Consider the following 16,396-nt stretch of genomic DNA (forward strand, 5'->3'; position numbering starts at 1 on the left):
CCCCGACTCGGGACGGGTGCTCTGCACGCTTATCAGAACATGCAGAGCATCGGTAAGCTTACTGCAGGAATGGTTTTACATGCGCCATGATCTCTTCGCAACTCACCTTCTCTAGCGCTGAACGATACTTAATTTCATCCAGCGTCGTATAGGCTTTGTAAACCACCTTGTGCAATTGAGGGTCCTGATAGGGGCCATAAAGATAGGGTGAGGTGATCACATACATACTCACCGTCGGTACCCGCATTGCCACGGCAAGGTGCATAGGTCCTGTATCAGATGTTACCAGCAGGTCCATATTCTTCACTTCCTGAATCAACCCTTTAAGCGTCGTTTTACCGATAAGTGGCTTTACGCGGTCATGAAAGCGGCTATCCAGCTTTTGCAAAAATTCGTCCTGCAGAGGCACTTCATTCGGCGCGCCAATCAGGACGACACGCACATCATCATGGGCAAAAAGTTGGTTTGCGAAAGTGACAAATCGCTCAACAGGCCAGCATTTCTTAAAGGATGATGCTCCCATTTGAAAACCAATCCAGCGCAGCTTTGAATCTTCCTCGCTCACCGTACGTTCGACAGGAAACGGCAGGTGCATACTGTTGTCTGGCTTTTCATTCAGCAACGGCATGATGAGCTCCAGCTTTCGCTGAATAGTATGCCCAACGAATTTACTGATTCTGTTGGTTGCCCATTTACTTACGAGTGGGATGTCCTGCTTATCGTTATCCACAAAGACATACTTTGTGCCAGCAATAATGGCGCTAAGGAAATCGTAAGGTGTATGTGAGTGAAGAATTACCGTCAGGTCTGGCGTTCCACGTTTCTTGATCTCTTTAACCAATGCCGGGAGGGTGGTGAGTTTATTATCCCATGAGATAAGATCGTCCCAGTCACTCCCCCCTTTGAGGAAGTCATACATCTTTTTGTGGCAAATCAGGGTGATTGTCGCAGAAGGATATGTCTGGCGGAGCGCATGAATTGCTGGAGAGTTCATCATGAAATCACCCAGCGCCGTTGAAGAATAAATCAGGATATTCTTCAGCTGATTTTTATCCTGATTTTCAAATTCTTGCTGACTAAAAGAAAAATCTTTCTTACGGGTGTATATCATTAAAAAAAGATTAACCAGTAATAGCTGAATTTTTTTTCTCAATGCTCTAATCATTAAATAAAACCTATTTAATCTATCGCCAGATAGGGATCAATATATCAACTTATCTATAGCAATAAGTAAACTTATGCTTCATCCATTGCGGTATTTTTACGCACTTGCTCCTGCAGACTTACAAACCGCGTAAATACATCATCGACGCTAATATTGCGAGCATCATAATCTTTTCCTTGCAGCATTTCGTACGGCACACCCCATGGCGTCCATAGCCATGCAGCCTTGTTGCCGAACAGCGCCACCACTGGTTTGCGCACCCCAGCAGCAATATGCAAGGCACCGCCGTCACTGGTCACAATCTGATCGCATAGTGACATACCGGCCATCAGCTCACGAACGCTATTCGTTCTTACTGGAATAATCGGCAGATCGGCACATTGCGCGCTAATAAAATCAGCCTTATCATCATCACCGGGATGTAATTTATTATCTGATTTTCCTGGAGACCAGAATAACATAATATGGCACGCCTGTATGGCTGCAAGTTTATGCGCAAGCTCAACAAACTTTTCTTTTTGCCATTGTTGTTCTTCTCTTCGGGAACTTATCTGCAACCCATAAACAGGTAAATTATCCTGTGGAAATTCTATCTTTGCTTTTATATCAGCCAGTTCTTGGGGTGTGACATACAGCTCCAGCGGACCTGGTTTAGAAGTACAGCCTAGCGGTCCCGTTAATCTATTCAATAAATTGACCAGATGAAGCTGCTCCTGAGTTTCAGGAATGGCATCGGTGACAATGTCCGGGCAGTCATTACCAATAGCGATAATTCTTTTAGCACCCGCTAATTTTGCCCACTGTAAAGGTCGTTTATCCCAATGCTCTTTGGCAATAATCGCGACATCATATTTAGCACGACGCAGATCGATAATCGTCTTCAGGCGCTGAAACAATACCTTAAGGCTAGATGTACCTTTAGAACGGTGGTGCAGCTTGCTGTATAAGAAAACTTTACCTACATGAGGATTATTTTCGATAATCGATTGATTGTAGGTGTTAACCAACAAATCAACTTTACAATTCATGTCTTTTGCAATAGTCGAGATCAGCGGCGTTGTCAGTATCAAGTCGCCAATATTATCTCTACGAATAATTAAAACTTTCATTTTTTAGCCCGTGATATTTTATTACTCGTAAAGATCAGTCCCAGCATTAAACCTGATAACGCAAGGTTTTGCTCAAGATAGTGATCGCGCATCATGTTATCTACACCACTACGGAACAAGAAGCTCACCGTGAAAAGAGACAAGTACAGACCCGGAATTATTAAATCACGAGAGAATGCGCGCCAGCCAATAAGGATCATCAACATGACGAATGCCACCCAGTTGATAAGCCCAAGGATACCGTTCTGAAGCGCGACATCAATCAACCCGTAATGGCTGTTAGATTGCTGAATAATAGGGTCGTGATATTTTTCCTGCAGAAGCACTAAGAATGCATCTTTTCGCGGACCCGCACCAAACGGATATTCAGCGATCAGTTCGTTCCCCTGACGGAAAAACGATGCCCGGCAACTATTCGAGTCATCCATTATGCGGCCAGTGCTGTCCTGCATCAACGGGCCATCAAAACCGTTATAACAACGACTGTGCATACCCAGATCCCAGCCAGCAACCATATCCATGCTTAGGCTTTTCCAACGGGAGTCCTGATGCCAGGAAGTGTAGCCTATAATGCCTACTACCATCGCAACGACCAGTGCAGCCAGACAGAGCTTCGGCAAGTTCTTTCGGCTAATCGCTTTTAAGGCAATAAATACGCAGATAGAAATCGTACTACCAATCAGACCAATAGTTCCCCAGCGGGTCTTCGCTAATGCTGAACAGATGAAGCACAGCAAAATAAAGGCAGCCATCAATTTGTTGCTGAAAATTAGATACTTACGGCCCAGGAACAGTCGACAGGCAAGTTCTGCCAGTAAAATTCCCGAAACCATGTTTATCTGAAAGCTCATCTCGGTGCGAGTTGGTACAATCCACGTCTCACCCCAGAGTATCGTTCCCGTCTTGATATAAAAATAGATATTCTGCAGCAGGTGAATAAATATCACCCCTAGCGAACACAGAACAACTAAAGACAATACCTTATTGGCTGTTATATATTTAAAATGATACTTACAGATTGGATACAAAAAGAGTCCAACAAAGAATAATAGCCCCGCACGCAGGTACTGTCCCTGCCAGCTGCGCAGCATTTTCCCCACATCAACTGCAACAAATAATCCATTGATCAGTGTAAACACGAGAAAAATAAGAATTAAAGCGACAGCATATTTCGCCAGTTGACTAAGCTCAATAGATACATATTTTCTACAAACGCAAAAGTATAAAGTTAGAGCTGCACTTAAATATATGGAGAAATTCCTATTGGCTGGCAAGATAGAATTCTGTATAGGCCAAACAAAACATAGAACACAAAATGAAATTAACAACAAATAAACTGCAATACCTTTACATGAGGCTTGCGTTTGTGTATTTGAATTCATATAAACCCTATTGAAACAAAACCTGACACATATTTATAAATAAAAAATGCAAGAAGAGACATAGTATGAGTTCATTCCATGAAATACAAATTCCATTTACAACATATTTTTTCAGTTAATATTACAATGATTTGCGAATTGTTCTTTCGCGAATAGATCTGGCTTTTCCTTCAACCTGTTCAATGAACACACCCTCATTCTTAATAATATCTTTCAGGCTACGATTGAAGTATATTTTTAAAAATCTATAATAATCTCGGGCCGTCAATCCAATATTGTCGGACGAAAAATAAAGCCCGATAAGATCCTTATTACGCCAACGTAAAGGCACTTTATTTCTAATTTGTGCCCGATGCAGATCGATCACCGAAATTTTTAGACTATCTTCATTTTTATCATCAAATGGAAGATGAAGTAAGAAATGGCAAATATAACAATCACGATGGTTAACACCGCCAAGATGCATCGCGCGAACCATATCGGCTACACGTTGAATCAGCATTCTTTTTACGTGCGGATGCGGGGGTTCAACACACCAATTCGCACAATAATCTTCCAGGCTAATAGTTGGCGTTAAATCTTCGGTAATGATAAAAGAGGTTTTCTTTACCGGATTCCAACCCGTTTCGCCAAATGCAACGCCATGCATCGTATCAACGCCTAAGGAGGCTAAACGGTGTATGGCATTCCACTCACGGTCGGCACCCAGTACCGGCATACGAAGTGACAGTAGATTTTTAATGACTTCTTTATAAGTGGTACCTCGGTGCCACTTCAAAAAATAGCTCTTATTAGCAACGCTAAAACGAAGTGTGCGACGGGTTTCTAGTTCCCGAAAGACCTCACCCTGAAGCTTTCTAACCTCGATGAATGGGTCTTTTCCCTTCCACAATGTGGCAAAGGGTTCATTTAACTCAACCATGCAATTCACCTGTAATAATATCCGCTACATGTTCTGGCAAACTATAAAGATCCTGCGTATCCGCATAATGCCGCGCATTTTTCGCCCACTTTTCACGAAGAGAACTATCCGCCAGGACCTTATGCAAATCGTCATCAAGCGCATGTTGCTCAAAAGGTTCACTCAATACAACACCGCATCCTGCCGCCGCTACGTGAGGTGCGTACCCGCAGACCTCCGTCACGAGCACAGGCAAACCCGCCGCGATAGCTTCAACCAGTACAATTCCCGCAGCTTCCTGCTTCGCCGGATGTAATAACACGTCCGCAGCCGCCATCAGATGTGCAACATCATCACGCCCAGCAAAGAAATGGACGTTCTCTTTCACACCCATTCTTTCTGCCTGCGCAGCGAATGCGCGAGGTTTATCCTGACCAACAACAAAGAGCTGGGTTTGACGACGGATAGCCTCAGGCAGTGCGGCGACAGCGGCAATTGAGCGGCCGACTCCTTTTCGTGAAAAATCAGAACCAACCTGCAACAATAAGAAGTGATCCGGAGTGATGCCGTTGGCTTCACGGTAGCGTTCACGGCTACCGGGGGCCTGGCTACTGTATTTTCTATCGGGATAGATGCCGGGCGGAAGAAGCTGAAAGCGCTCGTCTTCCGTATGGTAATACATTTTAAAATCAAGGATTTGTTTTGTAGTCAGCATCAGCAACTTTGTCTTCATCCCTGGTTTAAACACAGCTTGCTCAAAGGCTACGTAGTGACGGTATCGCGCCGTTAAACGATACAAGAACCCCTTTTCTTTCGCTACCTTCGCCGCATAACACACATCCGCTGCGTAGTAATAATCCAGACCCGGCATTTTATTAAAACCCAGGACACGGTCTGCCGGGTACTGAGTTAAATGCTGCTGAACCCACGTCTGATACTGTTTATCTCGTCCATGGTTGGAATGTGCGGTAACCGGGACATCAACGCACTCAAATTCCGCCGGGCGCTCCCCTTGCCAGGCTCGTGTATAGACTCGGACATGATGCCCGCGCGCCGCGATCGTTTTAGCGATACGCATAAAGTCACGCTGTAGCCCACCATAGGGAAAATATTTGTACAGACAGAGGGCAACAATCATTGTGCATTCACCTCAATTTCTGGCGCGGCGCCATTGAGCACTTGCCAGGCGGCGTTAATAACATCTTCCGCAGGGATCACTGACGGATATTTATAACTGCGGTCCAGTCGCTCTCTTGGCGGTACTGGCTGATAGTTTCCAGCCCATAGCAGCGTGACATTTTCCGCCCATGGCCGCCACGCGATATGATCCGTCGCGCCAAACAAACAAATGATAGGGGTCTTCACCGCTGCGGAAATATGCATAGGCGCGGAGTCAACACCGATAAACAACGCCGCATGATCAATGAGAGCAGCCAATTCAGGAAACGTCGTTTTACCCGCAAGCGCGGTGACGGGAGATAATTTGCATCCCTCAGCAATATCATGGATACATTCCTGGTCTTCTATCCCAGGTCCAGAGGTCAGCACAACCGGATAACCTTGTTCCTGTAAGGCATCAATAACCTCACAAAATTTCTCGTTATCCCAACATTTAAAGATCTGACGTGCGGTTGGCTGAATAACCACATAGCGCTCACCCACGTTGAGCTGTTTTAGCTGTTCATAGATATTTTTCCAATGGGAAGGAGCGTAGTGCATGGACAGTTCGTGATTGAGTGTTTTAAGCCCAAGTGGATTCAGAATCGACAGGTTACGCTCGACGATATGGTCGCCAGTAATCGGCACAAGATGCGTAAAGCTCTTCTGCCAGAAAGGCTTCTGACGGTGCGGGAAATCAGGGGAAAGTTTTGTATCCGCGGACAAAAAGCGGACCAATAGTGCAACCAGCCACTGATCGGTCAAGTTGATTACTAAATCATATTGGTTTTGGCGTAACTTTTTTATTAATGAAATGAAATTAGCGATTTTCTTTTTTGTCGTGGCGTTTTTCTTACTGATTCCATATAGCGCATTAATTTCCGGATTTTCAGATAAAATCGGCTTTGTGTCTTCGTAAAGGAGCACATCGATTTTGGCATCAGGATAGTTATGTTTTAATGTACTTATGACGGGGGTTGTCAGCAGCATATCGCCATGAAAACGCATTTTAATGACTAGGATATTTCTGAATAACTTTTCCACAAGCGGCTCTTTTGTTGAGAGTGTCCGATACCGTTAAGCAAAAAAAAGCACGCTACCGCCCCAAGCTCAACAGTTGCCTGATTACTGATATCGCACTAAAATTTTGCGCGCTAGTGTACCACTTCTTTAGTGGCAATCCGATACGAATAAAAGTTAAGCACATTTTTCTTTTCGTCTTTCCAATCAATTCATTAGCGCAGATTGATGCCAACTTTAAAACCAATTTTGTTACCTTCTCTAGCCCCTGACTTTAATTTCAAAGAGTTACACCAGAATGTAACTTAATGGTCTATCACACGTCAGATTGACCACTTTAGCGTCTAATTGGTCCCTGAATGGCAAAAGTAATAGCAAAGCACCGGGTAAATACATAGAATCCACAGCACATCCATTAGCCAGCTAACGCCCATGCTTGAGTTGCTTTACACCACATTGCTCTATCTTATTCAGCCTTTGATCTGGATACGGCTTTGGGTGCGCGGACGTAAGGCTCCGGCCTACCGTAAACGCTGGGGCGAACGCTACGGCTTTTATCGCCGCCCGCTAAAACCTGGCGGCATCATGCTTCATTCGGTTTCTGTGGGCGAAACGCTGGCTGCAATCCCATTAGTTCGCGCTCTGCGACATCGTTATCCCGACTTGCCGATCACGGTAACCACCATGACGCCAACCGGTTCCGAGCGCGTACAATCTGCTTTTGGTACTGACGTTCAGCACATTTATTTGCCATACGATTTACCGGATGCCCTGAACCGTTTTCTGAATAAAGTTGACCCCAAACTGGTGTTAATTATGGAAACCGAGCTGTGGCCAAATCTGATCGCGGCACTCCATAAGCGCCACATTCCTCTGGTCATTGCCAACGCACGTCTTTCTGCTCGTTCAGCCGCTGGTTATGCGAAATTAGGTAAATTTGTTGGCAGACTACTGCGTCGAATTACGTTGATTGCCGCACAAAACGAAGAAGATGGCGCACGTTTTATTACGCTTGGCGCCAGAAGCAATCAAGTCACCGTTACTGGCAGCCTGAAGTTTGATATATCCGTCACACCGCAACTGGCCGCAAAAGCGGTGACATTACGTCGTCAATGGGCGCCTCACCGCCCGGTATGGATTGCAACCAGCACCCACGACGGTGAAGAAAGCATCGTCATTGCCGCTCATCAGGCGTTATTAAATCAGTTCCCGAATCTTTTACTGATTCTGGTCCCCAGACATCCAGAACGGTTCCCGGATGCCATTAACCTCGTACGCCAGGCTGGACTAAGCTATACCACTCGTTCTTCGGGTGAAGTTCCATCATCAGGTACTCAGGTTGTGATCGGCGATACCATGGGTGAGCTGATGTTGCTGTATGGCATTGCCGACCTTGCTTTTGTCGGCGGTTCACTGGTTGAACGTGGTGGACACAACCCGCTGGAAGCGGCAGCACATGCTATTCCGGTGTTGATGGGACCACATACGTTTAATTTTAAAGATATTTGCGCCCGTCTCGAACAGGCAAGCGGATTGATCACCGTCACCGACGCAGCTACGCTGGTGAAAGAGGTCTCTTCCTTACTGACCGATGCAGATTATCGTAATTTTTATGGCCGTCACGCAGTTGAAGTTCTGTATCAAAATCAGGGCGCGCTACAGCGTCTGCTGCAACTGCTGGAACCTTACCTGCCACCCAAAACGCATTGAGGCAAGTCATGCAAAAACGGGCGATTTATCCAGGAACCTTTGATCCTATTACTAACGGCCACCTCGATATCGTGACGCGTGCGACAAGCATGTTTGATCACGTGATTCTGGCGATTGCCGCAAGCCCCAGTAAAAAGCCGATGTTTACTCTGGAAGAGCGCGTTGAGCTGGCACAACAGGCAACGGCGCATCTTGGCAATGTGGAAGTGCTGGGATTCAGCGATCTGATGGCAAACTTTGCCCGTGATAATCAGGCGAACATTCTGATCCGTGGCCTGCGCGCGGTAGCCGATTTTGAGTATGAAATGCAGCTGGCTCATATGAACCGCCACCTCATGCCACAGCTGGAAAGCGTTTTTCTGATGCCATCTAAAGAGTGGTCATTTATCTCATCGTCACTGGTGAAAGAAGTTGCCCGCCACCAGGGTGACGTGACGCACTTTTTGCCGGAAAACGTCCATCAGGCGTTAATGAGTAAACTGAAGTAATGCACCTGGCCGGATGCAGCATCCGGCCAGCAATGAAACTATTTCTGACAGCGACGACAATAGAACGTTGTACGCTGGGCGTGTTTTGTCGCAACAATCGGTGCGCCGCATGCACGACACGGTTCACCTTCTCTCCCATAGACCTGCAGCTCCTGGGCAAAATAGCCAGGCTTACCGTCACTTTGCAGAAAGTCCTTCAGCGTCGTCCCACCCTGCTCGATAGAACGCAGCAACACCGCCTTGATAACGCGTACCAGCAATTCACACTCATCTTTCGACAGCGATGACGCAAGACGGTCAGGATGAATCCCAGCCGCAAATAGCGACTCGCTGGCGTAGATATTACCCACACCCACCACCAGCTTGTTATCCATCAGCCAGGGTTTAAGCGCCGTTTTCTTCTTCACACATTTCTGCTGTAGATAATTGGCGTTGAAATCGTCGCTCAGCGGCTCAGGGCCAAGATGAGCGAGTACATTATGTCCATCCAGTTCTTTAGCCCACAGCCAGGCGCCAAAGCGACGGGGATCGGTATAACGCAGAACTTTGCCGTTGCTCATCACTAAGTCAACGTGGTCGTGCTTGTCTGCCGGAAGCTCTTCAGGAAGGATACGCAAGCTACCCGACATCCCCAGATGAATGATTATCCAGCCATCCGCCAGTTCTAGTAGCAGGTATTTCGCGCGCCGCTGTACGCTGAGGACAGGTTGATCACTCAGACGATAGATTTCCTCAGATACTGGCCAACGCAAACGACCGTTACGCACCGTCGCGTGCATAATCGTTGCCCCCACCAGATGCGGCTCAATACCACGGCGGCTGGTTTCGACTTCAGGTAATTCAGGCATAGTATCTCCGGCGGTATGTCAGGTCTCATTAATATGGGGACGGCCAGAAAACAAAAAACCCCGCCGAGGCAGGGTTTTTCTTTACATCAAAACGAAAATTATTTGATTTTCGCTTCTTTGTATAAAACGTGCTGACGAACAACTGGATCGAACTTTTTCAGTTCCAGTTTTTCCGGCTTAGTACGTTTGTTCTTCGTAGTGGTATAGAAGTGACCAGTACCAGCAGAAGAAACCAGCTTGATTTTCTCACGAATACCTTTAGCCATGATTTATTTCCTCTTAGTACTTAGTACTTTTCGCCACGGGCACGCAGTTCAGACAGAACTGTTTCGATGCCTTTCTTATCAATAACACGCATACCTTTAGCAGATACACGCAGGGTGACAAAACGCTTCTCGCTCTCAACCCAAAAACGGTGAGAGTGCAGGTTAGGCAGGAAACGGCGTTTAGTCGCGTTCAGTGCGTGGGAACGGTTGTTACCGGTCACCGGACGCTTGCCAGTAACTTGGCAGACTCGGGACATGTCTATTCTCCAAAAATCAAATTAGCTCGAGCTTCGTATGGGGTATTGGCGCCTCGTCAGGCTTCTCAGCCCGGTTATCGCAGTTCAATACACTTAATCTTTCAATGTTGCCTCGTCATTGGACGCAACAAGAATGATTTTGCGTATTTGCGAACTCTCGATTGCCAGGCCCAAATGCCAAACCCGAGATTCTCAAAGGTGGCGTAGTATACGCTGAGTCAGCGATGTGCTCAAGTCCCGAACAGACAAAGATCCCGATGGATCGCGTAAAGTGCGTTAAATCCAACCGCGTTCCGCAAAAGAAACGTACTCTCCGCGCCCAATGACCAGATGATCAAGCACCCGGATATCCATGAACTGACAGCATTTCACAACACGCTCGGTGATGAGTTTATCTGCTTTACTCGGCTCTGCACACCCCGAAGGGTGATTATGCGCAAGGATCACCGCAGAAGCATTCATTTTTATCGCTTCCCGGACAATTTCTCTCGGATGCACCTCGACATGGCTAAGCGTACCGGAAAAAAGTTTGCTGTGTTTAATCACGCGATGTTGAGAATCCATAAAGATCACCAGAAAGATCTCACGTTCCTCTTGCGAAAGCTGGCTTTGCAGAAATTCACGCGCCATTTCCGGACTAAGTAGAGCACGCTCCTCTATCACTCGCACGTTGTAGTAGCGTCTTGCCAGCTCCGCAATCCCCTTCAACTGCGCGTACTTCGCGATACCGATTCCCTGAACATAGCTAAAATCCATGTAATCAGCAGACAACAGGCCATACAGCGACTCAAAATGCTGAAGCATCTCTTTCGCCAGCGTAAGCACATCTTTACCCTGCATGCCGGTACGTAAAAAAAGAGCCAAAAGCTCAACATCGGTCAGAGAACTGGCCCCCTGCGCCAATAGCTTTTCCCGGGGCATCATACTTCCTGTATTTTCCATGCATCTCCCTCCTCTCGCGTCCGCATAGTGGCATAACACTGACGGTGATTCGACGCGTTGTTTTCACTTCTTCGTAGCGCCTCGCAAAGTGGAGCACGGTCAAAAGCACGACAAATTGCGGATTGTGATAAAATATCCGCCTTCTGGTGAAATCCAACAGGAAAGATCATGATGAGCCTGGCCGGTAAAAAAATCGTACTTGGCGTCAGTGGCGGTATTGCTGCGTACAAGACCCCTGAGCTGGTGCGTCGTTTATGGGAACGCGGCGCTGACGTCCGCGTGGCGATGACCGAAGCGGCAAAAGCATTTATTACTCCCCTGAGTTTACAGGCGGTTTCAGGTTATCCCGTTTCCGACAGCCTGCTTGACCCCGCAGCCGAAGCCGCGATGGGCCACATCGAGCTGGGGAAATGGGCCGATTTGGTCATCCTGGCACCCGCTACTGCAGACCTGATTGCTCGTGTCGCCGCAGGTATGGCCAACGACCTGGTGTCAACGATTTGTCTGGCAACGCCTGCTCCTGTTGCTGTACTGCCAGCCATGAACCAGCAGATGTACCGCGCTGCCGCGACCCAGCACAACCTGGGTATTCTTGCCTCACGCGGTTTACTCATTTGGGGTCCTGACAGCGGTAGTCAGGCATGTGGTGATATCGGCCCTGGGCGCATGCTGGATCCGTTAACGATTGTGGATATGGCGGCAGAACATTTTTCACCTGTCAACGATCTGCAACATCTCAACATCATGATTACGGCGGGTCCGACGCGTGAACCGCTTGATCCCGTGCGTTATATTTCCAACCACAGTTCCGGGAAGATGGGGTTTGCGATCGCGGCCGCTGCCGCAAAGCGCGGGGCAAACGTCACTCTGGTATCGGGTCCCGTTTCGTTATCCACACCACCATTTGTTCAACGGGTTGATGTGATGACCGCGCTGGAAATGGAAGCCGCTGTGCAGTCTACGGTGCAACAACAGCATATTTTTATCGGCTGCGCTGCAGTCGCTGATTATCGCGCTGAAACTGTCGCCCACGAAAAAATAAAAAAACAAGCGACGCAGGGCGATGAATTAACAGTAAAAATGGTCAAAAATCCGGACATTATCGCTGGTGTTGCCGCACTGGATGCTAACCGTCCTTTTGTCGTTGGGTTTGCCGCCGAAACAAATAATGTGGAAGAATATGCCCGGCAAAAACGCATCCGCAAAAACCTTGATGTGATCTGTGCGAACGACGTTTCGCTGTCAACTCAAGGGTTTAACAGCGATAGCAACGCATTACACCTTTTTTGGCAGGATGGAGACAAAGTCTTACCGCTTGAGCGTAAAGAACTCCTGGGCCAATTATTACTCGACGAGATCGTGACCCGTTATGATGAAAAAAATCGACGTTAAGATTCTGGACCCGCGCGTAGGGCAACAATTTCCGCTCCCGACGTACGCCACTTCTGGTTCTGCCGGACTTGACCTGCGTGCTTGTCTTGATGACGCCGTAGAGCTGGCGCCGGGCGCAACAACGCTGGTGCCAACCGGGTTAGCTATCCACATTGCCGATCCTTCTCTGGCAGCGGTAATGCTCCCGCGCTCCGGGCTGGGCCATAAGCACGGTATCGTGCTGGGCAATCTGGTTGGTTTGATTGATTCCGACTACCAGGGCCAACTGATGGTGTCCGTCTGGAACCGTGGTCAGGACAGCTTCACTATTGAGCCGGGCGAACGTATCGCGCAGATGGTATTTGTACCGGTCGTGCAGGCTGAATTTAATCTGGTGGAAGAATTTGAAGCCACCGATCGTGGCGAAGGTGGCTTCGGCCATTCCGGGCGCAAGTAACCCGCAGAAAAGTATCCCATAGCGTAATAACGCAATAACACACCGCAAACAACAGTTTGCGGTCGCTGTGTGGATGCCTGCCTGGCAAGAGCTTATTTTCAGGGGTATTTTGTAACATGGTAGAAAAGCAAACTGCGAAAAGGAATCGTCGCGAAGAAATACTTCAGTCTCTGGCACTGATGCTTGAGTCCAGCGATGGTAGCCAACGCATCACCACAGCAAAGCTGGCAGCCTCAGTTGGCGTATCCGAAGCGGCATTGTATCGCCATTTCCCCAGCAAGACCCGTATGTTCGATAGCCTGATTGAGTTTATCGAAGATAGTCTGATTACGCGTATCAATCTGATTTTGAAAGATGAAAAAGACACCAATACGCGTCTGCGTCTGATCGTTCTGCTGATTTTAGGGTTTGGTGAGCGTAATCCAGGCCTGACACGAATTCTGACCGGACACGCATTGATGTTCGAGCAAGACCGTCTGCAAGGTCGCATTAACCAACTTTTTGAGCGCATTGAAGCGCAGTTGCGCCAGGTTCTGCGAGAAAAAAGAATGCGTGAAGGTGAAGGCTACACCGTGGATGAAACGCTGCTGGCCAGCCAGTTACTGGCTTTCTGCGAAGGTATGCTGTCCCGGTTTGTGCGTAGCGAATTTAAATACCGCCCAACGGATGATTTTGACACCCGCTGGCCGTTGGTTGCCGCTCAATTGCAGTAGCGATTTCGTCTTGTCCGGCCTACGGGGTTACGTAGGCCGGACAAGCGCAGCGCCATCCGGCAGTTCTTAAACTCCGTACGCTTCGCGATAGGCCCGTACTGCCACCAGATGCTCCGCCATCTCTGGTTTCTCTTCCAGATACGCAATCAGATCTTTCAGGGTAATGATAGAAATCACCTTGCAGCCATAATCGCGTTCCACTTCCTGAATCGCGGAAATCTCGCCGCGACCGCGTTCCTGACGATCGAGAGAAATCAGTACCCCCGCCAGAGTGGCGCTATTCGCCTGGATAATTTCCATCGACTCACGAATCGCCGTACCTGCAGTGATAACATCATCCACCAGCATCACGCGTCCCTCTAGTGCGCTACCGACCAGATTCCCGCCTTCACCGTGGGTCTTTGCCTCTTTACGGTTAAAGCAGTACGGCAAATCTTTATCGTGGTGTTCCGCCAGCGCAACGGCCGTTGTGGTCGCAATCGGAATACCTTTGTAGGCAGGGCCAAACAGCAAATCGAACTCAATACCGGAATCCACCAGCGCTTCGGCATAAAAACGGCCTAACAGTGCCAGGTCGCGCCCGGTATTAAACAGCCCGGCGTTGAAGAAATAGGGGCTTTTGCGCCCGGATTTCAGCGTAAATTCGCCAAACTTTAGTACCTGCTTGCTAAGCGCAAACTCAATAAACTGGCGCTGATACGGTTTCATGGATTCGCTCCTCATCTCACTTTATTACAGACAAAAAAAAGGCGACTCATCAGTCGCCTTTAAAATCAATTTTCTAACGCCGCCTTCTGCGTCGCTACAATGGATTCGATTCCCCCTCGGGCCAATGCCAGTAGGGTGAGAAGTTCTTCATGGCTGAACGGTTCGCCTTCCGCCGTACCCTGAACCTCTATAATGCGACCGTCCTCAGTCATCACTACGTTCATGTCGGTTTCAGCGGCAGAGTCTTCAACGTACTCAAGGTCACAGAGTGCTTCACCGTTCACAATGCCCACGGAAACCGCGGCGACCATCCCTTTCATCGGGTTAGTTTTCAGCTTACCGCTCGCCACCAGCTTGTTCAGCGCATCAGCCAACGCAACGCATGCGCCGGTAATTGATGCGGTGCGCGTACCGCCATCGGCCTGAATAACATCGCAGTCCAGCGTAATTGTGAATTCGCCGAGCGTTTTCAGATCAACAGCTGCGCGCAGCGCGCGGGCGATCAGACGCTGGATTTCCATGGTACGACCGCCCTGCTTACCTTTTGCCGCTTCACGGGCGTTACGGGTGTGCGTAGCGCGTGGCAGCATGCCATATTCTGCGGTGATCCAGCCCTGGCCCTGACCTTTCAGAAAACGCGGTACGCCTTCATCAATAGAGGCGGTACACAGCACTTTGGTATCACCAAATTCGACCAGCACGGAGCCTTCAGCGTGTTTTGTATAATTACGGGTCAGGGTGACGGGACGCACCTGATTGGCACTACGACCTGCTGGACGCATGATAAAATCTCCGGCTTGAAACGAATGTGGCTGCGCATTATACGGACTTCCGACTGTTATTCCTATCCTGACAAGACGCGGATGGCTATAATCCTCCCATCTCATCTTTAAAAACAGGAACGTCTATGATCCGCAGCATGACCGCCTACGCCCGGCGTGAAATCAAGGGTGAATGGGGTAGCGCCACCTGGGAAATGCGCTCGGTAAACCAGCGTTATCTGGAAACTTATTTTCGCCTGCCGGAGCAGTTCCGTAGTCTCGAACCCGTTGTTCGCGAACGTATTCGCACGCGTCTGACGCGCGGTAAAGTCGAATGTACGCTGCGTTTTGAGCCTGATGCCAGCGCGCAAGGCGAGCTGATTCTGAATGAAAAACTCGCTAAACAGCTCGTTAGCGCTGCTAACTGGGTCAAAATGCAGAGCGATGAAGGTGAAATCAACCCGGTTGATATCCTGCGCTGGCCAGGCGTAATGGCTGCCCAGGAGCAGGATCTGGACGCCATTGCCGCCGAAATCCTCGCCGCGCTTGACGGTACGCTGGATGACTTCATCGTTGCGCGTGAAACCGAAGGTCAGGCGCTGAAGGCGCTGATCGAGCAGCGTCTGGAAGGCGTCAGTGCTGAAGTCACAAAAGTGCGTGCTCATATGCCAGAAATCCTGCAATGGCAGCGCGAGCGTCTGGTAGCCAAACTGGAAGACGCCCAGGTGCAGTTGGAAAATAACCGCCTTGAGCAAGAGCTGGTGCTGATGGCGCAACGTATCGATGTGGCGGAAGAATTAGATCGTCTGGAAGCCCACGTCAAAGAAACCTACAACATTCTGAAGAAAAAAGAGGCGGTTGGCCGTCGTCTGGACTTTATGATGCAGGAATTCAACCGTGAGTCGAACACTCTGGCATCGAAGTCTATCAATGCCGAAGTGACGAATTCCGCGATTGAACTGAAGGTACTGATCGAGCAAATGCGCGAGCAAATTCAGAACATCGAGTAAGCAACCATTCTACGTAGCCCGCCAATAAATGGCGAGGCTACGTATTTTTCCCGACGCTTTGATACTCCCTTGTTCAATTCGAATTATATTTTCTCATCATTCTTTATTGAAGGTCATAATACAAAGCGCA

At 48.5% G+C, this 16,396-nt stretch carries 18 protein-coding genes; 6 read left to right on the top strand and 12 right to left on the bottom strand.

What is annotated here, in order from left to right; genetic code table 11:
• Positions 1-58: 58 nt before the first annotated feature.
• The 6 genes from OGX97_RS14005 to rfaQ form a co-directional block, all read right to left on the bottom strand.
• A complete protein-coding gene (locus OGX97_RS14005; protein WP_057066870.1) occupies positions 59-1,165 on the bottom strand; it encodes a glycosyltransferase family 9 protein in 1,107 nt (368 codons plus the stop codon).
• 71 nt (positions 1,166-1,236) lie between these two features.
• Positions 1,237-2,274 (bottom strand): glycosyltransferase family 9 protein, encoded by a 1,038-nt coding sequence (locus OGX97_RS14010; protein ID WP_003827303.1) that lies wholly within the window; start codon positions 2,272-2,274, stop codon positions 1,237-1,239.
• Complete coding sequence (locus OGX97_RS14015) at positions 2,271-3,656, bottom strand: O-antigen ligase family protein (RefSeq protein ID WP_100271761.1); 1,386 nt, start codon at positions 3,654-3,656, stop codon at positions 2,271-2,273. The genes OGX97_RS14010 and OGX97_RS14015 overlap by 4 nt, the downstream gene beginning before the upstream one ends.
• A gap of 121 nt (positions 3,657-3,777) precedes the next feature.
• Positions 3,778-4,578 carry a lipopolysaccharide core heptose(I) kinase RfaP gene (gene rfaP, locus OGX97_RS14020; protein ID WP_008786473.1) on the bottom strand — a complete coding sequence of 267 codons (801 nt, stop codon included), beginning with the start codon at positions 4,576-4,578 and terminating at the stop codon, positions 3,778-3,780.
• On the bottom strand, positions 4,571-5,695 hold the full coding sequence (locus tag OGX97_RS14025) for a glycosyltransferase family 4 protein (protein WP_060682954.1): 1,125 nt from the start codon (positions 5,693-5,695) through the stop codon (positions 4,571-4,573). The genes rfaP and OGX97_RS14025 overlap by 8 nt, the downstream gene beginning before the upstream one ends.
• Positions 5,692-6,759: a lipopolysaccharide core heptosyltransferase RfaQ gene (gene rfaQ, locus OGX97_RS14030; RefSeq protein ID WP_279850862.1), complete on the bottom strand. Its 1,068-nt coding sequence runs from the start codon at positions 6,757-6,759 to the stop codon at positions 5,692-5,694. The genes OGX97_RS14025 and rfaQ overlap by 4 nt, the downstream gene beginning before the upstream one ends.
• A 408-nt stretch (positions 6,760-7,167) precedes the next feature.
• Between rfaQ and waaA the strand changes: the two genes are divergently transcribed.
• Together waaA and coaD are read left to right on the top strand one after the other, a co-directional pair.
• Positions 7,168-8,445, top strand: coding sequence for a lipid IV(A) 3-deoxy-D-manno-octulosonic acid transferase (gene waaA, locus OGX97_RS14035; protein WP_279850861.1), 1,278 nt, complete (start codon positions 7,168-7,170; stop codon positions 8,443-8,445).
• Positions 8,446-8,453: 8 nt separating this feature from the next.
• Positions 8,454-8,933 (top strand): pantetheine-phosphate adenylyltransferase, encoded by a 480-nt coding sequence (gene coaD / locus OGX97_RS14040; protein ID WP_003024099.1) that lies wholly within the window; start codon positions 8,454-8,456, stop codon positions 8,931-8,933.
• Between the two features lie 38 nt (positions 8,934-8,971).
• Here the strand turns inward: coaD and mutM are convergent, their stop codons facing one another.
• The 4 genes from mutM to radC all read right to left on the bottom strand — a co-directional run bounded on the left by mutM (position 8,972) and on the right by radC (position 11,246).
• Entirely contained in the window at positions 8,972-9,781 is an 810-nt protein-coding gene (mutM, locus tag OGX97_RS14045; RefSeq protein ID WP_279850860.1) for a bifunctional DNA-formamidopyrimidine glycosylase/DNA-(apurinic or apyrimidinic site) lyase, read from the bottom strand.
• Positions 9,782-9,879: 98 nt separating this feature from the next.
• The gene (rpmG, locus tag OGX97_RS14050; protein WP_003024094.1) at positions 9,880-10,047 is read right to left on the bottom strand and encodes a 50S ribosomal protein L33; all 168 of its coding nucleotides are present in this window, start codon (positions 10,045-10,047) and stop codon (positions 9,880-9,882) included.
• Positions 10,048-10,067: 20 nt separating this feature from the next.
• Complete coding sequence (gene rpmB / locus OGX97_RS14055; protein ID WP_003024071.1) at positions 10,068-10,304, bottom strand: 50S ribosomal protein L28; 237 nt, start codon at positions 10,302-10,304, stop codon at positions 10,068-10,070.
• 276 nt (positions 10,305-10,580) lie between these two features.
• A complete protein-coding gene (radC, locus tag OGX97_RS14060) occupies positions 10,581-11,246 on the bottom strand; it encodes a RadC family protein (RefSeq protein WP_032945377.1) in 666 nt (221 codons plus the stop codon).
• Between the two features lie 171 nt (positions 11,247-11,417).
• On the opposite strand from radC, the gene coaBC reads away from it, so the two are divergent.
• The 3 genes from coaBC to slmA all read left to right on the top strand — a co-directional run bounded on the left by coaBC (position 11,418) and on the right by slmA (position 13,787).
• Positions 11,418-12,638: a bifunctional phosphopantothenoylcysteine decarboxylase/phosphopantothenate--cysteine ligase CoaBC gene (coaBC, locus tag OGX97_RS14065; protein WP_286592546.1), complete on the top strand. Its 1,221-nt coding sequence runs from the start codon at positions 11,418-11,420 to the stop codon at positions 12,636-12,638.
• Complete coding sequence (dut, locus tag OGX97_RS14070) at positions 12,616-13,074, top strand: dUTP diphosphatase (RefSeq protein ID WP_003827259.1); 459 nt, start codon at positions 12,616-12,618, stop codon at positions 13,072-13,074. The genes coaBC and dut overlap by 23 nt, the downstream gene beginning before the upstream one ends.
• A 116-nt stretch (positions 13,075-13,190) precedes the next feature.
• Complete coding sequence (gene slmA / locus OGX97_RS14075) at positions 13,191-13,787, top strand: nucleoid occlusion factor SlmA (protein ID WP_137377629.1); 597 nt, start codon at positions 13,191-13,193, stop codon at positions 13,785-13,787.
• 66 nt (positions 13,788-13,853) lie between these two features.
• Here slmA and pyrE read toward each other — a convergent pair whose 3' ends face one another.
• Both pyrE and rph read right to left on the bottom strand, forming a co-directional pair.
• Positions 13,854-14,495 carry an orotate phosphoribosyltransferase gene (pyrE, locus tag OGX97_RS14080; RefSeq protein WP_267454367.1) on the bottom strand — a complete coding sequence of 214 codons (642 nt, stop codon included), beginning with the start codon at positions 14,493-14,495 and terminating at the stop codon, positions 13,854-13,856.
• Positions 14,496-14,560: 65 nt separating this feature from the next.
• Positions 14,561-15,277, bottom strand: a complete 717-nt coding sequence (gene rph, locus OGX97_RS14085) for a ribonuclease PH (RefSeq protein WP_003024054.1) — start codon at positions 15,275-15,277, stop codon at positions 14,561-14,563.
• A 125-nt stretch (positions 15,278-15,402) separates the two neighbouring features.
• On the opposite strand from rph, the gene OGX97_RS14090 reads away from it, so the two are divergent.
• Positions 15,403-16,266 carry a YicC/YloC family endoribonuclease gene (locus OGX97_RS14090; RefSeq protein WP_003024052.1) on the top strand — a complete coding sequence of 288 codons (864 nt, stop codon included), beginning with the start codon at positions 15,403-15,405 and terminating at the stop codon, positions 16,264-16,266.
• Positions 16,267-16,396 lie beyond the last annotated feature (130 nt).

The sequence above is a fragment of the Citrobacter sp. Cpo061 genome, from assembly GCF_030332845.1.
Classification (GTDB): domain Bacteria; phylum Pseudomonadota; class Gammaproteobacteria; order Enterobacterales; family Enterobacteriaceae; genus Citrobacter; species Citrobacter portucalensis.

Bases quoted from the DNA above. Each gene is read 5' to 3' on its own strand.
- OGX97_RS14015 (WP_100271761.1), bottom strand. From the start codon at position 3,656: ATGAATTCAAATACACAAACGCAAGCCTCATGTAAAGGTATTGCAGTT.
- dut (WP_003827259.1), top strand. From the start codon at position 12,616: ATGATGAAAAAAATCGACGTTAAGATTCTGGACCCGCGCGTAGGGCAA.
- OGX97_RS14010 (WP_003827303.1), bottom strand. From the start codon at position 2,274: ATGAAAGTTTTAATTATTCGTAGAGATAATATTGGCGACTTGATACTG.
- OGX97_RS14005 (WP_057066870.1), bottom strand. From the start codon at position 1,165: ATGATTAGAGCATTGAGAAAAAAAATTCAGCTATTACTGGTTAATCTT.
- coaBC (WP_286592546.1), top strand. From the start codon at position 11,418: ATGAGCCTGGCCGGTAAAAAAATCGTACTTGGCGTCAGTGGCGGTATT.
- waaA (WP_279850861.1), top strand. From the start codon at position 7,168: ATGCTTGAGTTGCTTTACACCACATTGCTCTATCTTATTCAGCCTTTG.
- OGX97_RS14025 (WP_060682954.1), bottom strand. From the start codon at position 5,695: ATGATTGTTGCCCTCTGTCTGTACAAATATTTTCCCTATGGTGGGCTA.
- radC (WP_032945377.1), bottom strand. From the start codon at position 11,246: ATGGAAAATACAGGAAGTATGATGCCCCGGGAAAAGCTATTGGCGCAG.
- rfaP (WP_008786473.1), bottom strand. From the start codon at position 4,578: ATGGTTGAGTTAAATGAACCCTTTGCCACATTGTGGAAGGGAAAAGAC.
- rpmG (WP_003024094.1), bottom strand. From the start codon at position 10,047: ATGGCTAAAGGTATTCGTGAGAAAATCAAGCTGGTTTCTTCTGCTGGT.
- slmA (WP_137377629.1), top strand. From the start codon at position 13,191: ATGGTAGAAAAGCAAACTGCGAAAAGGAATCGTCGCGAAGAAATACTT.
- OGX97_RS14090 (WP_003024052.1), top strand. From the start codon at position 15,403: ATGATCCGCAGCATGACCGCCTACGCCCGGCGTGAAATCAAGGGTGAA.
- rpmB (WP_003024071.1), bottom strand. From the start codon at position 10,304: ATGTCCCGAGTCTGCCAAGTTACTGGCAAGCGTCCGGTGACCGGTAAC.
- mutM (WP_279850860.1), bottom strand. From the start codon at position 9,781: ATGCCTGAATTACCTGAAGTCGAAACCAGCCGCCGTGGTATTGAGCCG.
- rph (WP_003024054.1), bottom strand. From the start codon at position 15,277: ATGCGTCCAGCAGGTCGTAGTGCCAATCAGGTGCGTCCCGTCACCCTG.
- coaD (WP_003024099.1), top strand. From the start codon at position 8,454: ATGCAAAAACGGGCGATTTATCCAGGAACCTTTGATCCTATTACTAAC.
- pyrE (WP_267454367.1), bottom strand. From the start codon at position 14,495: ATGAAACCGTATCAGCGCCAGTTTATTGAGTTTGCGCTTAGCAAGCAG.